This is a genomic window from Enterobacter cloacae complex sp. P15RS, from assembly GCF_014895905.1.
In the GTDB taxonomy this organism is placed as follows: domain Bacteria; phylum Pseudomonadota; class Gammaproteobacteria; order Enterobacterales; family Enterobacteriaceae; genus Enterobacter; species Enterobacter quasihormaechei.
This window is the reverse complement of record NZ_JADBQL010000023.1, coordinates 1-17,933: the sequence shown is the minus strand read 5'-3', so window position 1 is coordinate 17,933 and position 17,933 is coordinate 1. Positions and strand designations below refer to the sequence as shown.

Here is a 17,933-nt window from a genome sequence, read left to right as displayed (position 1 = left end):
CATGAGCTTTAACACAATCATCGACTGGAATACCTGTAGCGACGCGCAACGGCGCGAACTGCTGATGCGCCCGGCAATCTCCGCCTCGGAGAGCATCACCCGCACCGTGGCGGAGATCCTCGATAACGTCAAGGCCCGTGGCGATGACGCCCTGCGTGAATACAGCGCGAAGTTTGATAAAACCGAAGTCGGCGCTTTACAGGTGACCGAGCAGGAAATCATTGATGCCAGCAATCGTCTTGGTGATGACATCAAGCAGGCGATGGCCGTCGCGGTGAAAAATATAGACACCTTCCACACCGCGCAGACATTGCAGACGGTGGATGTGGAAACCTTGCCCGGCGTGCGCTGCCAGCAGGTGACGCGCCCGGTGGCGTCCGTCGGCCTGTATATTCCCGGCGGCTCCGCCCCGCTGTTTTCGACCGTATTAATGCTGGCCACCCCGGCGCGCATTGCCGGCTGTCAGAACGTGGTGCTCTGCTCTCCGCCACCGATCGCCGATGAGATCCTCTACGCGGCAAAACTCTGCGGCGTGCAGGCGGTGTATAAAGTCGGCGGCGCGCAGGCGATTTCCGCCCTGGCGTTCGGGACCGAATCCATTCCAAAAGTCGACAAAATTTTTGGTCCGGGCAACGCGTATGTGACCGAAGCGAAGCGCCAGGTCAGCCAGCGTCTGGACGGCGCGGCCATTGATATGCCTGCCGGGCCGTCTGAGGTGCTGGTGATTGCCGACAGCGGCGCCACGCCGGATTTCGTCGCCTCTGACCTGCTCTCGCAGGCCGAGCACGGACCGGACTCGCAGGTGATTTTACTGACGCCGGATGCCGATATGGCGAAACGCGTGGGCGAAGCCGTTGAGCGCCAGCTGGCCGACCTGCCGCGTGCGGAAACAGCGCGTCAGGCGCTGTCTGCCAGCCGCCTGATTGTGGCCCGCGATCTCGACCAGTGCATCGCCATCTCTAATAAGTACGGCCCCGAGCACCTGATCATTCAGACCCGCAACGCGCGCGATCTGGTCGACAGCATTACCAGCGCAGGCTCGGTGTTCCTCGGCGACTGGTCGCCAGAATCCGCCGGGGATTACGCCTCCGGCACCAACCACGTGCTGCCGACGTATGGCTATACCTCAACCTGCTCCAGCCTGGGGCTGGCGGATTTCCAGAAGCGCATGACCGTGCAGGAACTCTCCCGTGAAGGGTTTGCCTCGCTGGCGTCGACCATTGAAACCCTTGCCGCCGCCGAGCGCCTGACTGCCCATAAAAATGCCGTGACGCTGCGCGTTGCCGCCCTGAAGGAGCAAGCATGAACATCGAAGAATTAGCCCGCGAAAATGTCCGTCGCCTGACGCCCTATCAGTCTGCGCGTCGTCTGGGCGGTAACGGCGACGTCTGGCTGAACGCTAACGAATATCCCACGGCGGTGGCCTTTGAGCTGTCGCAGCAGACGCTGAACCGCTACCCGGAGTGTCAGCCGAAAGCGGTGATCGAGAACTACGCGCAGTACGCGGGCGTGAAGCCTGAGCAGGTGCTGGTCAGCCGCGGAGCGGATGAAGGGATTGAGCTGCTGATCCGCGCGTTCTGCGAGCCGGGTAAAGATGCGGTGATGTACTGCCAGCCGACCTACGGCATGTACAGCGTCAGCGCCGAAACCTTCGGCGTGGCCTGCCGCAACGTGCAGGCGCTCGACAACTGGCAGCTGGATTTGCAGGTCATCGCCGATAACCTCGACGGGGTGAAGGTGGTGTTTGTCTGTAGCCCGAACAACCCGACCGGGCAGATTATCAATCCGCAGGATATTCGTGCCCTGCTGGAAATGACGCGCGGCAAAGCGCTGGTCGTGGCCGACGAAGCCTATATTGAGTTTTGCCCGCAGGCCACGCTTGCCGGCTGGCTTGAAGAGTATCCGCATCTCGTCGTGCTGCGTACCCTGTCGAAAGCGTTCGCCCTTGCCGGCCTTCGCTGCGGGTTTACGCTGGCAAATAAGGCGATTATCGATCTGCTGCTGAAAGTAATCGCCCCGTATCCGCTCTCGACGCCGGTGGCCGATATTGCTGCACAGGCGCTGGCTCCGCAGGGCATCAGCGCGATGCGCGAGCGCGTGGCGCAAATCCTGGAAGAGCGTCAGTATCTTGTCGAGGCCCTGAAAGCGATTCCGTGCGTGGAGCAGGTGTTCGACTCGGAAACCAACTACATCCTGGTGCGCTTCACCGCCTCAAGCGCGATATTTAAATCGTTGTGGGATCAGGGCATTATCTTACGAGACCAGAATAAACAACCTACCTTGAGCGGCTGCCTGCGTATTACCGTCGGCACCCGCGCGGAGAGCCAGCGCGTGATTGACGCCCTGAAAGCGGAGAAAGTATGAGTCAGAAGTATCTCTTTATCGATCGTGACGGCACCCTCATATCGGAGCCACCCAGCGATTTTCAGGTCGATCGTTTCGACAAGCTGGCGTTTGAACCCGACGTGATCCCGGTGCTGCTGAAGCTTCAGCAAGCGGGCTATAAGCTGGTGATGATCACCAACCAGGACGGTCTGGGCACCGACAGTTTTCCGCAGGCAGACTTTGACGGCCCGCACAACCTGATGATGCAGGTGCTGACCTCTCAGGGCATCGCCTTCGACGAGGTGCTGATCTGCCCGCACATGCCTGCCGACGAATGCGACTGCCGTAAGCCAAAAGTGAAGCTTGTTGAACGCTATCTGGCGGAAGAGGCGCTGGATAAAGCCAACAGCTATGTGATTGGCGATCGCGTCACGGACATCACGCTGGCGGAAAACATGGGCATTGCGGGCCTGCGCTACAGCCGGGACGCGCTTAACTGGGCGATGATTGGCGAGCAGCTGACCAAACGCGACCGCTATTCGCACGTGGAACGCAACACGAAAGAGACGCAGATCGACGTGAAGGTCTGGCTCGATCGCGAGGGCGGCAGCAAGATCCACACCGGCGTCGGTTTCTTCGACCACATGCTGGATCAAATTGCCACCCACGGCGGTTTCCGCATGGAGATCGCCGTTAAGGGCGACCTGTATATCGACGATCACCACACCGTAGAAGATACCGGCCTGGCGCTGGGCGAAGCCCTGAAGCTGGCGCTCGGCGACAAGCGCGGCATCAACCGTTTTGGATTTGTCCTGCCGATGGACGAGTGCCTGGCGCGCTGCGCGATGGATATCTCCGGGCGTCCGCACCTGGAATACAAAGCCGACTTTACCTACCAGCGCGTGGGCGATCTCAGTACCGAAATGGTAGAGCACTTCTTCCGCTCGCTTTCCTACACCATGGGCCTGACGCTGCACCTGAAAACCAAAGGCAAAAACGATCACCACCGCGTCGAGAGCCTGTTCAAAGCCTTTGGCCGCACCCTGCGCCAGGCGATCCGCGTTGAAGGTGATGCCCTTCCCTCGTCGAAAGGAGTGCTGTAATGAACGTGGTGATTCTGGATACCGGATGCGCCAACCTGAACTCCGTACGGTCGGCGATTACGCGCCACGGCTACGAGCCGGTAGTGAGCCGCGACCCGGACGTGGTGCTGCGCGCGGATAAACTTTTTTTGCCGGGCGTGGGCACCGCTCAGGCGGCGATGGATCAGATCCACGCGCGCGAGCTGGTGGATCTCATCAAAGCCTGTACTCAACCGGTGCTGGGCATTTGCCTCGGCATGCAGCTGCTTGGCCGCCGCAGCGAAGAGAGCAACGGCGTCGATCTGCTGGGCATTATAGAAGAAGACGTGCCGAAAATGACCGACCACGGCCTGCCGCTGCCGCACATGGGCTGGAACCGCGTTTATCCGAAAGCGGGCAACAGGCTGTTCCAGGGTATTGAAGACGGCGCGTACTTCTACTTCGTCCATAGCTACGCCATGCCCGTAAATACCTACACTATCGCCCAGTGCAATTACGGCGAAGCGTTCACCGCTGCGGTGCAAAAAGATAACTTTTACGGCGTGCAGTTTCACCCGGAACGCTCTGGCGCTGCCGGCGCGCAGCTGCTGAAAAATTTCCTGGAGATGTGATGATAATTCCCGCTTTAGATTTAATTGACGGCACGGTTGTTCGTCTCCATCAGGGCGATTACGGGCAGCAGCGCGACTACGGTAACGACCCGCTGCCGCGCTTACAGGCTTATGCCGCCGAGGGCGCTGAGGTGCTGCACCTGGTCGATCTCACCGGCGCGAAAGATCCGGCGAAGCGCCAGATCCCACTGCTTAAAAAGCTGGTGGCTGGCGTGGACGTCCCGGTGCAGGTGGGCGGCGGCGTACGTACGGAAGCCGATGTTGCAGCCTTACTGGACGCGGGCGTAGCGCGCGTGGTGGTCGGCTCGACTGCTGTAAAAGATCCTGAGATGGTCAAGGGCTGGTTCCGCCGCTTCGGCGCGGACGCGCTGGTGCTGGCGCTGGATGTGCGCATCGACGAGCAGGGTAACAAGCAGGTCGCGGTCAGCGGCTGGCAGGAAAACTCCGGCGTCACGCTGGAAGAGCTGGTCGAAATTTATCTCCCCGTGGGGCTGAAGCACGTGCTGTGCACGGATATTTCACGCGATGGTACGCTCGCAGGCTCGAACGTCTCGCTGTATGAAGAGGTTTGCGCGCGTTATCCGCAGGTGGCGTTTCAGTCCTCTGGCGGTATCGGCGACCTGGCGGATATCGCCGCTCTGCGCGGAACCGGCGTGCGCGGCGTGATCGTAGGTCGCGCGCTGCTGGAAGAGAAATTTACGGTGAAGGAGGCGATTCAATGCTGGCAAAACGGATAATACCCTGCCTGGACGTGCGCGACGGTCAGGTTGTAAAAGGCGTGCAGTTCCGCAACCATGAGATCATTGGCGACATTGTTCCGCTGGCTAAACGCTATGCCGATGAAGGCGCAGACGAGCTGGTATTTTACGATATCACCGCCTCCAGCGATGGCCGCGTGGTGGACAAAAGCTGGGTAGCGCGTGTGGCAGAGGTGATTGATATTCCCTTCTGCGTGGCGGGCGGAATTAAATCTGCTGACGATGCGGCGAAAATTCTCTCTTTCGGTGCGGATAAAATTTCCATTAACTCCCCTGCCCTGGCCGACCCGGAGCTGATTACGCGTCTGGCGAATCGCTTCGGCGTGCAGTGCATCGTCGTCGGGATCGACACCTGGTTTGATGCCGCGACGGGCAAATATCACGTCAACCAGTACACCGGCGACGAAAGTCGCACGCGCGTAACCCAGTGGGAGACGCTGGACTGGGTGCAGGAAGTGCAAAAACGCGGCGCGGGTGAGATTGTGCTGAACATGATGAACCAGGACGGCGTACGTAACGGTTACGACCTGGAGCAGCTGCAAAAAGTGCGTGCGGTGTGCCAGGTTCCGCTGATTGCCTCCGGCGGCGCGGGCACCATGGAACACTTCCTGGAAGCCTTCCGCGATGCGAACGTGGACGGCGCGCTGGCGGCTTCCGTGTTCCACAAACAGATTATCAATATTGGTGAGTTAAAAACGTACCTGGCCGACCAGGGCGTGGAGATCAGGGTATGTTAACAGAACAACAACAGGCGCAGCTGGACTGGGAAAAAACTGACGGATTACTGCCGGTGGTTGTACAGCATGCCGTCTCAGGCGAAGTGCTGATGCTGGGATACATGAACCAGGAGGCACTGGCGAAAACCATCGACAGCGGCAAGGTGACGTTTTTCTCGCGCACCAAACAGCGCCTGTGGACGAAAGGGGAAACCTCCGGTCACTTCCTGAACGTGGTCAGCATTACGCCAGACTGCGACAACGACACCCTGCTGGTGCTGGTCAACCCGATTGGGCCAACCTGCCATAAAGGTACCAGCAGCTGCTTCGGCGAGGCGAGCCACCAGTGGCTGTTCCTCTATCAGCTGGAACAATTGCTGGCAGAGCGTAAATCAGCGGATCCTGAGAGCTCGTACACGGCGAAGCTGTACGCCAGCGGAACCAAACGGATTGCGCAGAAAGTGGGTGAAGAAGGCGTTGAAACGGCGCTGGCGGCCACCGTGCATGACCGGGAGGAGCTGACGAACGAAGCGTCGGATCTGATCTATCACCTTCTGGTGCTGCTTCAGGACCAGGAGCTGGATTTAACGACGGTGATTGAGAATTTGCGGAAACGGCATAAATAAAAAAGACCGGGGAAACCCGGTCTTTTTTTGTCTTTAAATCAGGATCTTGGCTTGTAGTTTCTCAGCGCGTTACGGCCAAGGACGACACCAGAACCGATAATCCCACCGAGGAGAACGGCAAGGATGAGGGTAATAGCAATTTTCGGGCTGTCGCGTCGGATAGGCAGATTTGGCTTCATAACGTAACGATAGACGTGAATAGTCTCTGGGTTAACGTTGAGGTTCTGAATATCCAGCAAATTCTGTTTCGTTTGGTAGTAAGCGCCTGAGAACACCAGGGGGCGAGACGCTTCGTTATCAACCATTGATTTCAGCGCTACGGTACCCAACAGGAACATGGTTTCCTGAGTAACATCCTGAGTCTGCTGAAGCTGCGGGGTGCTGATCTTCGCAGCTTCTGCATTCTTCAGCGCCTCGGTAATCTGCTTGATACGCAGGTCTTTTTGCTCCTGTGCGACCTTCTCCTGGTTCTGGAGGGAGTCGTTCAGGGTGGTAATCTGCTGCTTGAGATTGTCTCTGAGGTCAAGCGTCAGTTCTTTTGCCGTCTGCTCGTCAACCTGCTGGATGTATTGCGCTAATTGCTTTTGAGCGGCTTCAGCGGATTCGCCCTGATAGCTAACGGTTAAAGGCAAACTTTGTCCTTTAACGGTAGGCTCAATAGTCAGTTTTTCCGGATCTTCCTGATTCTCCAGCGCCTGAGCTAATGCCGAGAAGGAGGAATTAAAACGTCCAATAGCACGATTCTGAATGTCCAACATGGAAGGTGCTGCCCCGCCATAGAGGATATTCAATGCATTGGAATAGGTGGCAATTTGAGCCGCATCAGGCTGGGCTATGATGGCAGATGACGTCCATTTCTCTTTGGCTACAGTGATGTAAACGCCAGCAAGAACGATAAAAGCAGCAATAAAAGCCCCTATCACCCACTTACCACGCCACAGCTGTAACATTACATCAAGTAAATCAATTTGCTCCGGGTCATTGTTACGTGCGACCAGGTTATTGTTGTTTTGCGTCATACAATCCCTAACAGATGAAAAAAGGGCAAAAATAATCTTGTTCCCTTAGTGTATCTGTTGCTGAAGAATTTTCTATAAGAATCCGATGAGTTATATCGGAAAGATGGGTTATGTAAGTTCAAGGCGACGCGCTATCATAGTCGCATTCTGATGCTCTGGGGCATCAACAAGAACACTGTGAATGAGGGAAGCTATGAAATTTCTGGTAACTGGCGCGGCGGGCTTTATCGGTTCTCATGTCAGCAAGCGCCTGCTTGATGCAGGACATAAGGTTGTTGGGATTGATAACCTGAATGATTACTATGATCCGAACCTCAAGCTCGCTCGCCTCGAACTGCTCAAATCCGAGAATTTCACCTTCCATAAGCTGGACTTAGCGGACCGCGAGGGCATGGCAAACCTCTTCGCTGATGAGAAGTTTGACCGCGCGATCCATCTTGCTGCACAGGCGGGTGTGCGTTACTCGCTGGAAAACCCGCATGCCTACGCGGATGCTAACCTGGTCGGTCACCTGAACGTGCTGGAAGGCTGTCGCCACAACAAGGTTCAGCATCTTCTGTATGCGTCATCCAGTTCCGTTTACGGCCTCAACCGTAAGATGCCGTTTTCTACTGACGACTCCGTAGACCATCCGGTATCCCTGTATGCGGCAACCAAAAAAGCCAATGAGCTGATGTCGCATACCTATTCGCATCTGTACAACCTGCCGACCACTGGCCTGCGCTTCTTTACCGTCTATGGCCCGTGGGGACGCCCGGATATGGCGCTGTTCAAATTCACTAAAGCCATGATTGAAGGCAACAGCATCGACGTATACAACTACGGTAAGATGAAACGTGACTTCACCTATATCGATGATATTGCAGAGGCAATTATTCGCTTGCAGGACGTCATTCCTCAGGCTGATGCCGACTGGACAGTCGAAACCGGTTCGCCGGCAACCAGCTCTGCCCCGTATCGCGTGTATAACATTGGTAACAGTTCACCTGTCGAACTGATGGATTACATCACCGCGCTCGAAGAGGCGCTGGGCAAAGAAGCCGTGAAAAATATGATGCCGATCCAGCCGGGTGACGTACTGGAGACCAGCGCGGATACTAAAGCGCTGTACGACGTCATTGGGTTTAAGCCACAGACCTCCGTTAAAGAAGGCGTGAAAAACTTCGTCGACTGGTACCGCAACTTCTATAACGTTTAAAACAAAAAACCCGGCAAAATGCCGGGTTTTTTAAATCACAGTTTAAATCAGTCACTGCCAAACAAATCGCGGGTATAGACTTTATCCTTCACGTCCGCGAGCTCTTCCGCCATACGGTTGGAGATAATGACGTCCGCTTCTTTCTTGAACGCATCCAGATCGCGAATGACGCGAGAGTGGAAGAACTCGTCTTCCTGCATCGCCGGTTCATAAATAATGACCTGCACGCCCTTCGCCTTGATACGCTTCATGATGCCCTGAATCGAAGAGGCACGGAAGTTATCGGAACCGCTCTTCATGATCAGGCGATACACGCCAACCACTTTCGGCTGACGCGCGAGAATGGAATCCGAGATGAAGTCTTTACGCGTGCGGTTCGCGTCCACAATGGCGGAAATCAGGTTGTTCGGGACCGCCTGATAGTTTGCCAGGAGCTGCTTGGTATCTTTAGGCAGGCAGTAACCGCCGTAGCCAAATGACGGGTTGTTGTAATGGTTACCGATACGCGGGTCAAGACACACGCCTTCGATGATCTGACGGGTGTTCAGCCCTAAGCTCTCAGCATAGCTGTCCAGCTCGTTGAAGTAGGCCACGCGCATAGCCAGATAGGTGTTAGCGAAAAGCTTAATGGCCTCTGCCTCGGTGGAATCGGTGAACAGCACCGGAATGTCTTTTTTGATTGCGCCTTCCTGAAGCAGTGCAGCAAAACGCTCCGCACGCTCGGAACGCTCGCCAATCACGATACGGGATGGGTGCAGGTTATCGTATAACGCCCTGCCCTCGCGAAGAAACTCCGGCGAGAAGAAGACATTATCAATACCCAACTCTTCTTTAATCGATTTGGTGAAGCCCACTGGAATCGTCGACTTGATGATCATCACTGCGTTAGGGTTGATTGCCGTCACGTCTTTGATCACCGCTTCAACGGTGGAGGTATTGAAGTAGTTGGTTTTAGGATCGTAGTCTGTTGGGGTGGCAATGATGACGAAATCCGCATCGCGGTATGCGTCTTCTTTGTCCGTGGTAGCGCGGAAGTTCAGCGGTTTGGTCGCCAGGTATTCTTCAATCTCTTTATCGACGATTGGGGACTTCTTCTGGTTAAGCATGTCCACTTTTGCCTGCACGATATCCAGCGCAACCACTTCATGGTTTTGTGCAATCAGGATACCGTTTGAAAGACCAACATAGCCTGTTCCGGAGATAGTTATTTTCATTTGTTTGACTTTTACACGTTTGAGTTTTTGATGGCCTTATTCCGGCCACCACAATGATTAACTAGGAGTTTTTTAGCGCTAATACTCATTCACTGTCAAGGTTTCAGGATTTTTGAAAAATGTTTTTGCTCATCATAACGGCTTATCGCCACACTAAGCAAAGTGCCTGTTTTTCAGCGACAATAAGACCTTAAAGGGCACTCGCCAGTCCGCAAATGAATACTGCTTACTGCGTCAAATCAGACTAATCCCTTGGTAAGATTCAGCAGATATTGACCATATCCGGTCTTCTTCAGTGGCTCAGCAAGCACACGAAGTTGTTCAGCATCGATAAAGTCTCGACGAAATGCGATCTCTTCAGGGCAAGAAACCTTGAGACCCTGTCGCTCTTCGATAGTGGCAATAAAATTGCTCGCCTCGATCATACTTTGGTGCGTGCCGGTATCCAGCCAGGCGTAACCGCGTCTCATCATCGCGACGGACAATCGTCCCTGCTGCATATAGATGCGGTTGATGTCGGTAATTTCCAGTTCACCACGATCGGACGGGCTTAAACTTTTGGCCATCTCAATAACATCGTTGTCGTAAAAATAGAGACCGGTTATTGCATAATTACTCTTGGGCTGTTGAGGTTTCTCCTCAAGGCCAATCGCGGTGCCGTCTTTATCAAACTCAACGACGCCATAGCGTTCCGGGTCGCTGACGTGATAGGCGAAGACGGTCGCCCCCTCTTGCTGGCTTGCTGCGCCTTCAAGCAGGCGAGGAAGATCGTGTCCGTAGAAAATGTTATCGCCTAATACCAACGCACAATTATCCTCACCGATGAACTCTTCACCCAGAATAAACGCCTGAGCAAGGCCATCCGGGCTCGGCTGCACTTTGTACTGGATATGCAATCCCCACTGGCTACCGTTTCCGAGCAGTTGTTCAAATCGGGGAGTGTCCTGAGGCGTGCTGATAATCAGAATATCCCGTATACCTGCCAGCATGAGCGTAGAGAGTGGATAATAGATCATTGGCTTATCGTAAATTGGCAACAATTGCTTACTTACGGCCATTGTGACGGGATAAAGACGTGTACCCGATCCACCAGCTAATATAATACCTTTACGTTTCGTCATTCAGTTCCGCTCCCCATAATTTTGCTCGATCCAGCTCTTATAGGCGCCGCTTTTCACGTTCGAAACCCACTCTTGGTTATTCAAATACCACTCAACCGTTTTACGAATGCCGCTGTCAAAGGTTTCCAGAGGAGTCCATCCGAGTTCGTCGCTAATTTTATGGGCATCAATTGCATAACGTCTGTCGTGTCCAGGACGGTCCGCCACATAAGTAATTTGCGCGCGGTAAGATGTTTCTTTCGGTACCATTTCATCTAACAGATCGCAAATGGTCTGGACGACCTCAATATTTTTCTTCTCGTTATGACCGCCGATATTATACGTTTCTCCCGGTTTACCCTTGGTGAGAACCGTATACAACGCACGAGCATGATCCTCAACGTATAACCAGTCACGGATTTGTTCGCCCTTACCGTAAATCGGTAATGATTTATTTTCCAGCGCATTCAAAATGACGAGAGGAATCAGCTTTTCAGGAAAGTGGAAGGGTCCGTAGTTATTTGAACAATTCGTTACAATCCCGGGTAAACCATAGGTGCGTATCCAGGCACGAACTAAATGATCGCTGGACGCTTTTGACGCTGAATAAGGGCTGCTTGGCTGGTACGCTGTTTTCTCGGTAAACAGTGGTAAAGGGGAAGAATCATGACATTCATCGGGATGAGGCAGATCGCCGTAAACTTCATCAGTTGAAATGTGATGGAAACGGAAGGTAGATTTTGCTGCCTCGTCCAGTGAAGACCAGTAAGCACGGCTTGTTTCTAACAGGATATACGTGCCAACGATATTGGTTTCAATAAACGCAGCGGGCCCGGTAATAGAACGATCGACATGGCTCTCGGCAGCCAGGTGCATTACCGCATCAGGCTGATGGGTAGCAAAAATACGCGCCATTGCCTCTTTATCACATATATCTGCATGCTCAAAAACATAGCGCTCGCTATCACTCACTTCGCGCAAGGATTCCAGATTACCGGCATAGGTCAATTTATCAACGTTAACAACGCTATCCCGAGTATTGCTAATAATATGTCGGATAACCGCGGAACCGATAAAACCGGCGCCGCCAGTAACTAGAATTTTCACGCAATCTATTCCATTAAACAGTAGGTGGACGGGCAAGATAAAAAAGCCCGGTATCGCTACCGGGCTTGATGGCATGGCTAACCGTATATTAATCCAGCCATTCGGTGTGGAACACACCTTCTTTATCGGTACGCTTATAGGTATGCGCGCCAAAGTAGTCACGCTGTGCCTGAATCAGGTTTGCTGGCAGTACGGCAGCACGATAGCTGTCATAATACGCCACCGCAGCGGAGAAGGTTGGAACCGGGATACCGTTCTGCACGGCGTAGGCAACGACATCACGCAGCGCCTGCTGATAGTCGTCTGCAATCTGCTTGAAGTAAGGCGCCAGCAGAAGGTTGGCGATACCCGCATTTTCAGCATAGGCATCGGTGATTTTTTGCAGGAACTGAGCGCGAATGATGCAGCCGGCACGGAAGATCTTCGCGATCTCACCGTAGTTCAGATCCCAGTTGTTCTCGTCTGACGCTGCGCGCAGCTGAGAGAAGCCCTGCGCGTAAGAGACGATTTTACCCAGGTACAGTGCACGACGGACTTTTTCAACGAATTCAGCTTTGTCACCGGCTGGTTTAGCCTGCGGGCCGGACAGCACTTTGGATGCCGCAACGCGCTGCTCTTTCAGAGAAGAGATATAACGCGCGAAAACGGATTCAGTGATCAGGGACAGCGGCTCGCCGAGATCCAGAGAGCTCTGGCTGGTCCATTTACCTGTGCCTTTGTTCGCGGCTTCATCCAGAATCACATCAACCAGGTATTTACCCTCTTCATCTTTCTTGGTGAAGATATCTTTGGTGATGTCGATCAGGTAGCTGTTAAGCTCGCCTTTGTTCCACTCGGTGAACGTCTCTGCAAGTTCCTCGTTAGAGAGGTTCAGGCCGCCTTTCAGCAGCGAGTATGCCTCAGCAATCAGCTGCATATCGCCGTATTCGATGCCGTTGTGAACCATCTTCACATAGTGACCAGCACCGTCAGGACCGATGTAGGTCACGCACGGCTCGCCATCTTCAGCAACGGCTGCGATTTTGGTCAGGATTGGCGCGACCAGTTCGTACGCTTCTTTCTGTCCACCAGGCATAATGGATGGACCTTTCAGGGCACCCTCTTCACCGCCGGATACACCGGTGCCAATAAAATTGAAGCCTTCAGCAGACAGTTCACGGTTACGACGGATGGTGTCGTGGAAGAAGGTATTACCGCCATCAATGATGATGTCGCCTTTATCCAGATACGGTTTCAGGGAGTCGATGGCTGCATCGGTACCTGCGCCCGCTTTCACCATTAACAGGATACGACGAGGTGTTTCCAGAGACTCAACGAACTCTTTAACCGTGTAGAAAGGAACCAGTTTCTTGTCTGGATTCTCAGCAATGACTTCTTCGGTCTTATCACGGGAGCGGTTGAAAACGGAGACGGTATAACCACGGCTTTCGATGTTGAGCGCCAGGTTGCGCCCCATCACTGCCATACCGACAACGCCGATCTGTTGCTTGGACATTACATACTCCTGTCAGGTGTGGTCGCCGCGAATGATAGCGGCTTGGGAATCACTTCTCATAACTCTAAACAATACTAAAGTCGTTATCAAATAATTTCAAAAAGCATTAACTATTTTTTATGATCAAAAGTTACCTGCAAATTTTATTAAATGACTGTAGCGAACGAGCACTATCACGCGTTATTTATATGGTCAATAAACTCATCATTTTTGAAAAATCGTACTAGCTCAAATTTCTTTGGCTGGAAGGAACTTGCATTAATGATTAGATTTTCGAGATCGTCGATATCCCAACAAATCATTGCAAACTCTTTTTCACCCATATACTTAGCAATATCAGACTGATGCTTATCTAAACGATCTAAATTTGGGGCAATGATGATTTTCTTCTCGTGATCTAATAGAGAAAATATTGATCCAGCGCCTGCATGACTGATTACAAGATCATATTTAGAATATTCATTTTCAATAGATTGAATAAATTCAACTTCCTTGTAATTTTTCGTTTCCGGGTTTGACAGGCCATTCGCCTTTTGACACATAAAAAAATGGTTGGCCATATGTGGAAGCGCTGAAAGTGATGCAATTTGCTTGATAAGTTTATCAAACCGAGTGGTGCCTACGGTCACTAAAATTTTCATAGCACTCCGGAAAATTTGGCTTTTTTATACTGTTTTAAAAGCGTCTTATGCTGAACATAAAACTCATCCGCAATTAAAGACATGATTCTACCAGTGAAGGACTTCGTTTCGAATCTGGACCATGTTTCGAGATGGATTATTTTTGCGCCGACGATATATTTAAAATAAAAAGCGGGAATAAGAGCTACACCGGGTCCAGTTGAAACCACCACTTTTATTCGATGAGTTTTGTGGATCTGTAGACAGACCTTGATCTGATGTAACTGATTGAAGCGAAGCACACTAGTAAACGTTGAGTATTTATTTCTAAATTCACGAGTGACATAATGCTTATCAGACCACTCTTCCTTAATTTTATAATCTGAGAGACTGATTTTATTTTTATTTATATCTCCACCAATTCTTTTCATCAATCTGTTCATCTGGGCTCGGTGTCCTCCCTCGCCGTAAATGAATAAAGCGCTATCCTCTTTGTTCATGTTAAACTGCTTCTCCATTCTTAAAAGCCGTCCTGATCAGGGTTCTAAAATAAGCGTATCTGATTAAATATAAAACCATCAGGAATAAAGACATTACTGGGATAAGATATATCACCGAAATAGTAATGAAGTATTGCCATACTAAAAACAATGACAAAACCACAATAAATACAAAAAAGTTAAATATCAGTGAGATTTTTTCTTTGCCAAGGAATAAGATTATATTTGACTGCACTAATGATAGTTGCGAAGAGAGAGTAAAAAGCATTACAGGCACGACGATTGCCATTATTTCATTAAAGGTAACGTAGGAAAGCGACATTTTAACATAAAAGATTAATGGCAGAATGCTACCAAAGCATACAAGCGCTGATATGATGATAACTTTTTTATTGATCGCGCGATAAACTTTTTCTTCTTTGGACTTAGCACACTCTACCAACTCTCGATAAAAGTAGTTCATGTATGCACGTGAGAAGACAGATATAATCCCAATTATGCTAATAGTGAGCCCCAGAACCGACATTGATTCATCGGAAAGTATCTCTCGCGAAAAGTAAGGTAAAAGAAAAACGATCCCTGTAGAAATGAGCCCCACGAAGCCAACATTTAGGGAGAACTTCCAATCCAGTCTATTAAAAGCCTTGCTATCAGATACGGTTATCCACGCTCGCTTAACATATACATGGTAAATAATTTGATTAATGATTGTCGCGATAAAGTAAGCCAGGAAGAAAATATCAAGAGGTTTTAAAGAGACAAGATGTAGTTTGCATAGCAGCATACCTACCGCGAAAAGAACCAACGCAAGCGAATCATAAATTAAGCCGGGCAGTGCTTTTTTATAATAAATATAATAATAACGAAAGATTTGGTTGATAGCCAGGCATGCAAGAGAGCCGGCGAATATTAAAGTATCAATTGAATTTAAGTCTAGCGTTGGAGTCGCCAACGCTAAGGTAATAATCGAGGCTGCTGCAATACTAAGGAGTAAAACGTAATTAAAGTATTTCATGCTCACTTCAGAGCCGTCTTTAATAAGCGTTGTACCAAGTCCCTGGCCGAGGAAAATCACTGCAACAGTTAAAAATGAATAATAAACAGCAAAGAGCGCGATGTCTTTTTGGACAAACACAAGAGTCAATAAGAAGAAGATCACAACCCTTGCTGCTCCAGAAGATACAGTATATCCAAGCCAAATCAATTTATTAATTATAGACATTTAAACGCCTCAAGCAGCTTTGTTTGCGCTATTTCATTCGTATAGCTGTTCAAGACCGTTTGCTGAGCCTGATGAGACATCGCTTGAAGCGTTTGTGATGACATATTGAGCATTTGCTCAATTTTATTTTTATAGTGTCCATCCTCATAAACAATAAAACCGTTTTGGTTATTATCGACAAACTCGTTGAAAGAGGGGATATTACTTAAAAGTGGAATCATCCCCGTAGCCATCGCCTCTAAAGGAACCAGTCCGAGGCTTTCACTTTCTGAAGGATAGATTAGCACATCATGTTCCTGAAAAATTTCAGCCAAGCGAACGTGCCCTACGGCAGGAGAAAATTGAATATTTGGTAAATGAGCTGCACTTTTAACTAACGAACTCAGTTCTGGACCATCACCAACAATAGTTAAATGAATTTTACTTTTATCGTGGTCGGACAGGTTTTCAATTGCCTGTATTGCCAGATCCACACGTTTACTCTTGATGAGTCGTCCAGCAAAAAGCAGTTTAAGCGGAACACCGAATTCACGGTTTTTGAACGTAAAGAGTTGGGTATTAACGCCGCCAGAGGGGCTTATTGCACATTTAAGTTCATCGAGTTGATACTCTTTTTTGGTAAAGTCCAGATAAGACTTTGAGGGAAACACTATTTTTACTGCGTTTTTCAACGCGTTGGACACAATAGCCTTTTTTATACGAAAGAACATGCCGCTGGTTCCGTTAAGCCGCTTAACGTCACCACCGTGTACGTGCACCACAATTTTTTTTCTTCTTACGCAATTTCCAATTTTTACCGGCAGATAGCAATGAGACGCATAGTGTAAATAAAGACAATCACTTTTGGTCAAAAGAACTTTAGCCAAAATGGAGATATAAAAAACAAGGTAGTTATAAATTTTAGTAACTTTGCTTTTAGAAATTTTATTAAGAACACACAATTCAATTTCATGTCCATTATTACGCAACGAATCAGCTGCGTTTTTAACGAACCCGCCCAGATGTGGCGTATCCGGACCTGGATACATATTACTTATGAGCAAAATTTTCATTCGAAGGCCTTTTCAATAAACAACCAACTATCGTGCTAATCGCTTTAATGATCATTACGCATAAAAAGAATTTAAATGAGATATACATAAACACTTCTAAACCGTCACGCACCCAAAAGAAGCAGTAGCCAATGCAGGTTATAAAGGTAATCTTTATCGTAATCATCCTGGTTTTTTTGGTTACTGCGTCAATGAGTTTTAATGTACTTCCTGTAATAAGTCCCCAAAGCCAAAACCAAGTTGTGCCAAACATAATGATAAAGCTACCTACAATCGTTGGTGATATGGTCAACTGCGTATCCATATTTAGGATATAGGTTGTATAAAAATAGCCGTTATTCAAAAAGTTAATCGGTTTTGACTCCCATAAAAAACGAGGAACAATAATCGCAAACTCATTGAAGAAGGTAGAAAAGTACTGAATATTCCCTGTTTTATCAATATATTCAATAATATCTTTTATTGCATAAATCGGAGAGAAAGAATCCAGGGCGAATGAAATCATGACCGATGAACCAGACAGGATCATACTAATGACGTCATCAAGACTGGACCCATAACGTAAAGCACCTAATACAATTAAAGCTACACAGCAACATGCTGATAGGATTGCTATTTCATTTATACGAAGTACTTTTCTCTCATAGGCAAAATAAGTTATAGCAAGAACCGCCGCGCCCATTACATTTCTTGAGCCGCCTATAACATAATAGTAAACAGAACCACAGAAAATAGCCAATGCGGTTGCCAATATAAAGCGTAGCTTAGTTGGTTTACGAAGAAAGAATACAATTGAGGAAGGCACAAATGCGTACATTAGAATAATCGAAAGGCCGCCACCAGAATTTTGTTCAAGACGAGCTTCGTAACCACCGCCAAATGCCACACCATTATTTTTTACATAGATCATCAAAGCAAAAATATATAAAATCAGACCGCAAACGACAAATATTCTTGAGTTAATACTTCTGAACCATAAGTTAGATAAATCATCTGAATGATTATACCGTGAGGACACTTTTATTGGTGTTATAAAATACGATAAATGGATTGCGAATAAGCTTAAGAATGAGAACCAGAATACCTGAGTATATCCCTCCTCTAGCGGAATACCCTGTATCCAGACAGATAGATAATATACAAAATTCACCACAAAGTAGAAAATAGTAAAAACGCGAATATATACGCCTTTTATAAAGTATATGGTGCAAATAATATATAAAAGAGGAAGAAAAAAATACAGAGATGCCATCAATCTGCATTTAGGTAAAATATTAGAATTACTAAT

The 17,933-nt window shown here is 49.5% G+C and carries 18 protein-coding genes; 8 read left to right on the top strand and 10 right to left on the bottom strand.

Annotation, left to right across the window (positions count from 1 at the left end; all coding sequences use genetic code 11):
* Position 1: 1 nt before the first annotated feature.
* From hisD to hisIE, 7 genes are read left to right on the top strand one after another with little or no spacing between them, the layout of a single operon-like run.
* Positions 2 to 1,306 (top strand): histidinol dehydrogenase, encoded by a 1,305-nt coding sequence (hisD, locus tag IM267_RS14570; protein ID WP_193033666.1) that lies wholly within the window; start codon positions 2 to 4, stop codon positions 1,304 to 1,306.
* Complete coding sequence (gene hisC / locus IM267_RS14565; protein ID WP_193033665.1) at positions 1,303 to 2,364, top strand: histidinol-phosphate transaminase; 1,062 nt, start codon at positions 1,303 to 1,305, stop codon at positions 2,362 to 2,364. The genes hisD and hisC overlap by 4 nt, the downstream gene beginning before the upstream one ends.
* Entirely contained in the window at positions 2,361 to 3,428 is a 1,068-nt protein-coding gene (hisB, locus tag IM267_RS14560) for a bifunctional histidinol-phosphatase/imidazoleglycerol-phosphate dehydratase HisB (protein ID WP_193033664.1), read from the top strand. The genes hisC and hisB overlap by 4 nt, the downstream gene beginning before the upstream one ends.
* Complete coding sequence (gene hisH / locus IM267_RS14555) at positions 3,428 to 4,018, top strand: imidazole glycerol phosphate synthase subunit HisH (RefSeq protein ID WP_193033663.1); 591 nt, start codon at positions 3,428 to 3,430, stop codon at positions 4,016 to 4,018. The genes hisB and hisH overlap by 1 nt, the downstream gene beginning before the upstream one ends.
* Entirely contained in the window at positions 4,018 to 4,755 is a 738-nt protein-coding gene (gene hisA, locus IM267_RS14550) for a 1-(5-phosphoribosyl)-5-[(5-phosphoribosylamino)methylideneamino]imidazole-4-carboxamide isomerase (RefSeq protein ID WP_193033662.1), read from the top strand. Before hisH ends, hisA begins: the two co-directional genes overlap by 1 nt.
* Positions 4,737 to 5,513 carry an imidazole glycerol phosphate synthase subunit HisF gene (hisF, locus tag IM267_RS14545; RefSeq protein WP_193033661.1) on the top strand — a complete coding sequence of 259 codons (777 nt, stop codon included), beginning with the start codon at positions 4,737 to 4,739 and terminating at the stop codon, positions 5,511 to 5,513. The genes hisA and hisF overlap by 19 nt, the downstream gene beginning before the upstream one ends.
* Positions 5,507 to 6,118 carry a bifunctional phosphoribosyl-AMP cyclohydrolase/phosphoribosyl-ATP diphosphatase HisIE gene (gene hisIE, locus IM267_RS14540; RefSeq protein ID WP_193033660.1) on the top strand — a complete coding sequence of 204 codons (612 nt, stop codon included), beginning with the start codon at positions 5,507 to 5,509 and terminating at the stop codon, positions 6,116 to 6,118. Before hisF ends, hisIE begins: the two co-directional genes overlap by 7 nt.
* A gap of 38 nt (positions 6,119 to 6,156) precedes the next feature.
* Here the strand turns inward: hisIE and wzzB are convergent, their stop codons facing one another.
* Positions 6,157 to 7,137, bottom strand: coding sequence for an LPS O-antigen chain length determinant protein WzzB (gene wzzB, locus IM267_RS14535; RefSeq protein WP_131637796.1), 981 nt, complete (start codon positions 7,135 to 7,137; stop codon positions 6,157 to 6,159).
* 193 nt (positions 7,138 to 7,330) lie between these two features.
* Here wzzB and IM267_RS14530 point away from each other — a divergent pair, with 193 nt between their 5' ends.
* The gene (locus IM267_RS14530) at positions 7,331 to 8,335 is read left to right on the top strand and encodes an NAD-dependent epimerase (protein WP_193033659.1); all 1,005 of its coding nucleotides are present in this window, start codon (positions 7,331 to 7,333) and stop codon (positions 8,333 to 8,335) included.
* A gap of 47 nt (positions 8,336 to 8,382) precedes the next feature.
* Here the strand turns inward: IM267_RS14530 and ugd are convergent, their stop codons facing one another.
* The 9 genes from ugd to IM267_RS14485 form a co-directional block, all read right to left on the bottom strand.
* A complete protein-coding gene (ugd, locus tag IM267_RS14525; protein ID WP_003859477.1) occupies positions 8,383 to 9,549 on the bottom strand; it encodes a UDP-glucose 6-dehydrogenase in 1,167 nt (388 codons plus the stop codon).
* A gap of 239 nt (positions 9,550 to 9,788) precedes the next feature.
* Positions 9,789 to 10,670 carry a glucose-1-phosphate thymidylyltransferase RfbA gene (gene rfbA, locus IM267_RS14520; protein ID WP_193033658.1) on the bottom strand — a complete coding sequence of 294 codons (882 nt, stop codon included), beginning with the start codon at positions 10,668 to 10,670 and terminating at the stop codon, positions 9,789 to 9,791.
* A complete protein-coding gene (rfbB, locus tag IM267_RS14515; protein WP_193033657.1) occupies positions 10,671 to 11,756 on the bottom strand; it encodes a dTDP-glucose 4,6-dehydratase in 1,086 nt (361 codons plus the stop codon).
* 88 nt (positions 11,757 to 11,844) lie between these two features.
* A complete protein-coding gene (gndA, locus tag IM267_RS14510) occupies positions 11,845 to 13,251 on the bottom strand; it encodes an NADP-dependent phosphogluconate dehydrogenase (protein WP_063868360.1) in 1,407 nt (468 codons plus the stop codon).
* 173 nt (positions 13,252 to 13,424) lie between these two features.
* Positions 13,425 to 13,892 carry a PssE/Cps14G family polysaccharide biosynthesis glycosyltransferase gene (gene pssE, locus IM267_RS14505; protein WP_193033656.1) on the bottom strand — a complete coding sequence of 156 codons (468 nt, stop codon included), beginning with the start codon at positions 13,890 to 13,892 and terminating at the stop codon, positions 13,425 to 13,427.
* Positions 13,889 to 14,371: a PssD/Cps14F family polysaccharide biosynthesis glycosyltransferase gene (gene pssD, locus IM267_RS14500; RefSeq protein WP_226848103.1), complete on the bottom strand. Its 483-nt coding sequence runs from the start codon at positions 14,369 to 14,371 to the stop codon at positions 13,889 to 13,891. The genes pssE and pssD overlap by 4 nt, the downstream gene beginning before the upstream one ends.
* Before the next feature lies 1 nt (position 14,372).
* Positions 14,373 to 15,593, bottom strand: a complete 1,221-nt coding sequence (locus IM267_RS14495; RefSeq protein WP_193033654.1) for a hypothetical protein — start codon at positions 15,591 to 15,593, stop codon at positions 14,373 to 14,375.
* A complete protein-coding gene (locus tag IM267_RS14490; protein ID WP_226848101.1) occupies positions 15,584 to 16,645 on the bottom strand; it encodes a glycosyltransferase family 4 protein in 1,062 nt (353 codons plus the stop codon). The genes IM267_RS14495 and IM267_RS14490 overlap by 10 nt, the downstream gene beginning before the upstream one ends.
* On the bottom strand, positions 16,623 to 17,933 hold a 1,311-nt coding region (locus IM267_RS14485; protein WP_226848100.1), incomplete at its 5' end, for a WzyE family oligosaccharide polymerase. The genes IM267_RS14490 and IM267_RS14485, both read right to left, overlap by 23 nt.

Bases quoted from the DNA above. Each gene is read 5' to 3' on its own strand.
- hisC (WP_193033665.1), top strand. From the start codon at position 1,303: ATGAACATCGAAGAATTAGCCCGCGAAAATGTCCGTCGCCTGACGCCC.
- hisA (WP_193033662.1), top strand. From the start codon at position 4,018: ATGATAATTCCCGCTTTAGATTTAATTGACGGCACGGTTGTTCGTCTC.
- wzzB (WP_131637796.1), bottom strand. From the start codon at position 7,137: ATGACGCAAAACAACAATAACCTGGTCGCACGTAACAATGACCCGGAG.
- hisH (WP_193033663.1), top strand. From the start codon at position 3,428: ATGAACGTGGTGATTCTGGATACCGGATGCGCCAACCTGAACTCCGTA.
- hisIE (WP_193033660.1), top strand. From the start codon at position 5,507: ATGTTAACAGAACAACAACAGGCGCAGCTGGACTGGGAAAAAACTGAC.
- IM267_RS14490 (WP_226848101.1), bottom strand. From the start codon at position 16,645: ATGAAAATTTTGCTCATAAGTAATATGTATCCAGGTCCGGATACGCCA.
- IM267_RS14530 (WP_193033659.1), top strand. From the start codon at position 7,331: ATGAAATTTCTGGTAACTGGCGCGGCGGGCTTTATCGGTTCTCATGTC.
- IM267_RS14495 (WP_193033654.1), bottom strand. From the start codon at position 15,593: ATGTCTATAATTAATAAATTGATTTGGCTTGGATATACTGTATCTTCT.
- rfbA (WP_193033658.1), bottom strand. From the start codon at position 10,670: ATGACGAAACGTAAAGGTATTATATTAGCTGGTGGATCGGGTACACGT.
- gndA (WP_063868360.1), bottom strand. From the start codon at position 13,251: ATGTCCAAGCAACAGATCGGCGTTGTCGGTATGGCAGTGATGGGGCGC.
- hisB (WP_193033664.1), top strand. From the start codon at position 2,361: ATGAGTCAGAAGTATCTCTTTATCGATCGTGACGGCACCCTCATATCG.
- pssE (WP_193033656.1), bottom strand. From the start codon at position 13,892: ATGAAAATTTTAGTGACCGTAGGCACCACTCGGTTTGATAAACTTATC.
- pssD (WP_226848103.1), bottom strand. From the start codon at position 14,371: ATGAACAAAGAGGATAGCGCTTTATTCATTTACGGCGAGGGAGGACAC.
- hisD (WP_193033666.1), top strand. From the start codon at position 2: ATGAGCTTTAACACAATCATCGACTGGAATACCTGTAGCGACGCGCAA.
- ugd (WP_003859477.1), bottom strand. From the start codon at position 9,549: ATGAAAATAACTATCTCCGGAACAGGCTATGTTGGTCTTTCAAACGGT.
- hisF (WP_193033661.1), top strand. From the start codon at position 4,737: ATGCTGGCAAAACGGATAATACCCTGCCTGGACGTGCGCGACGGTCAG.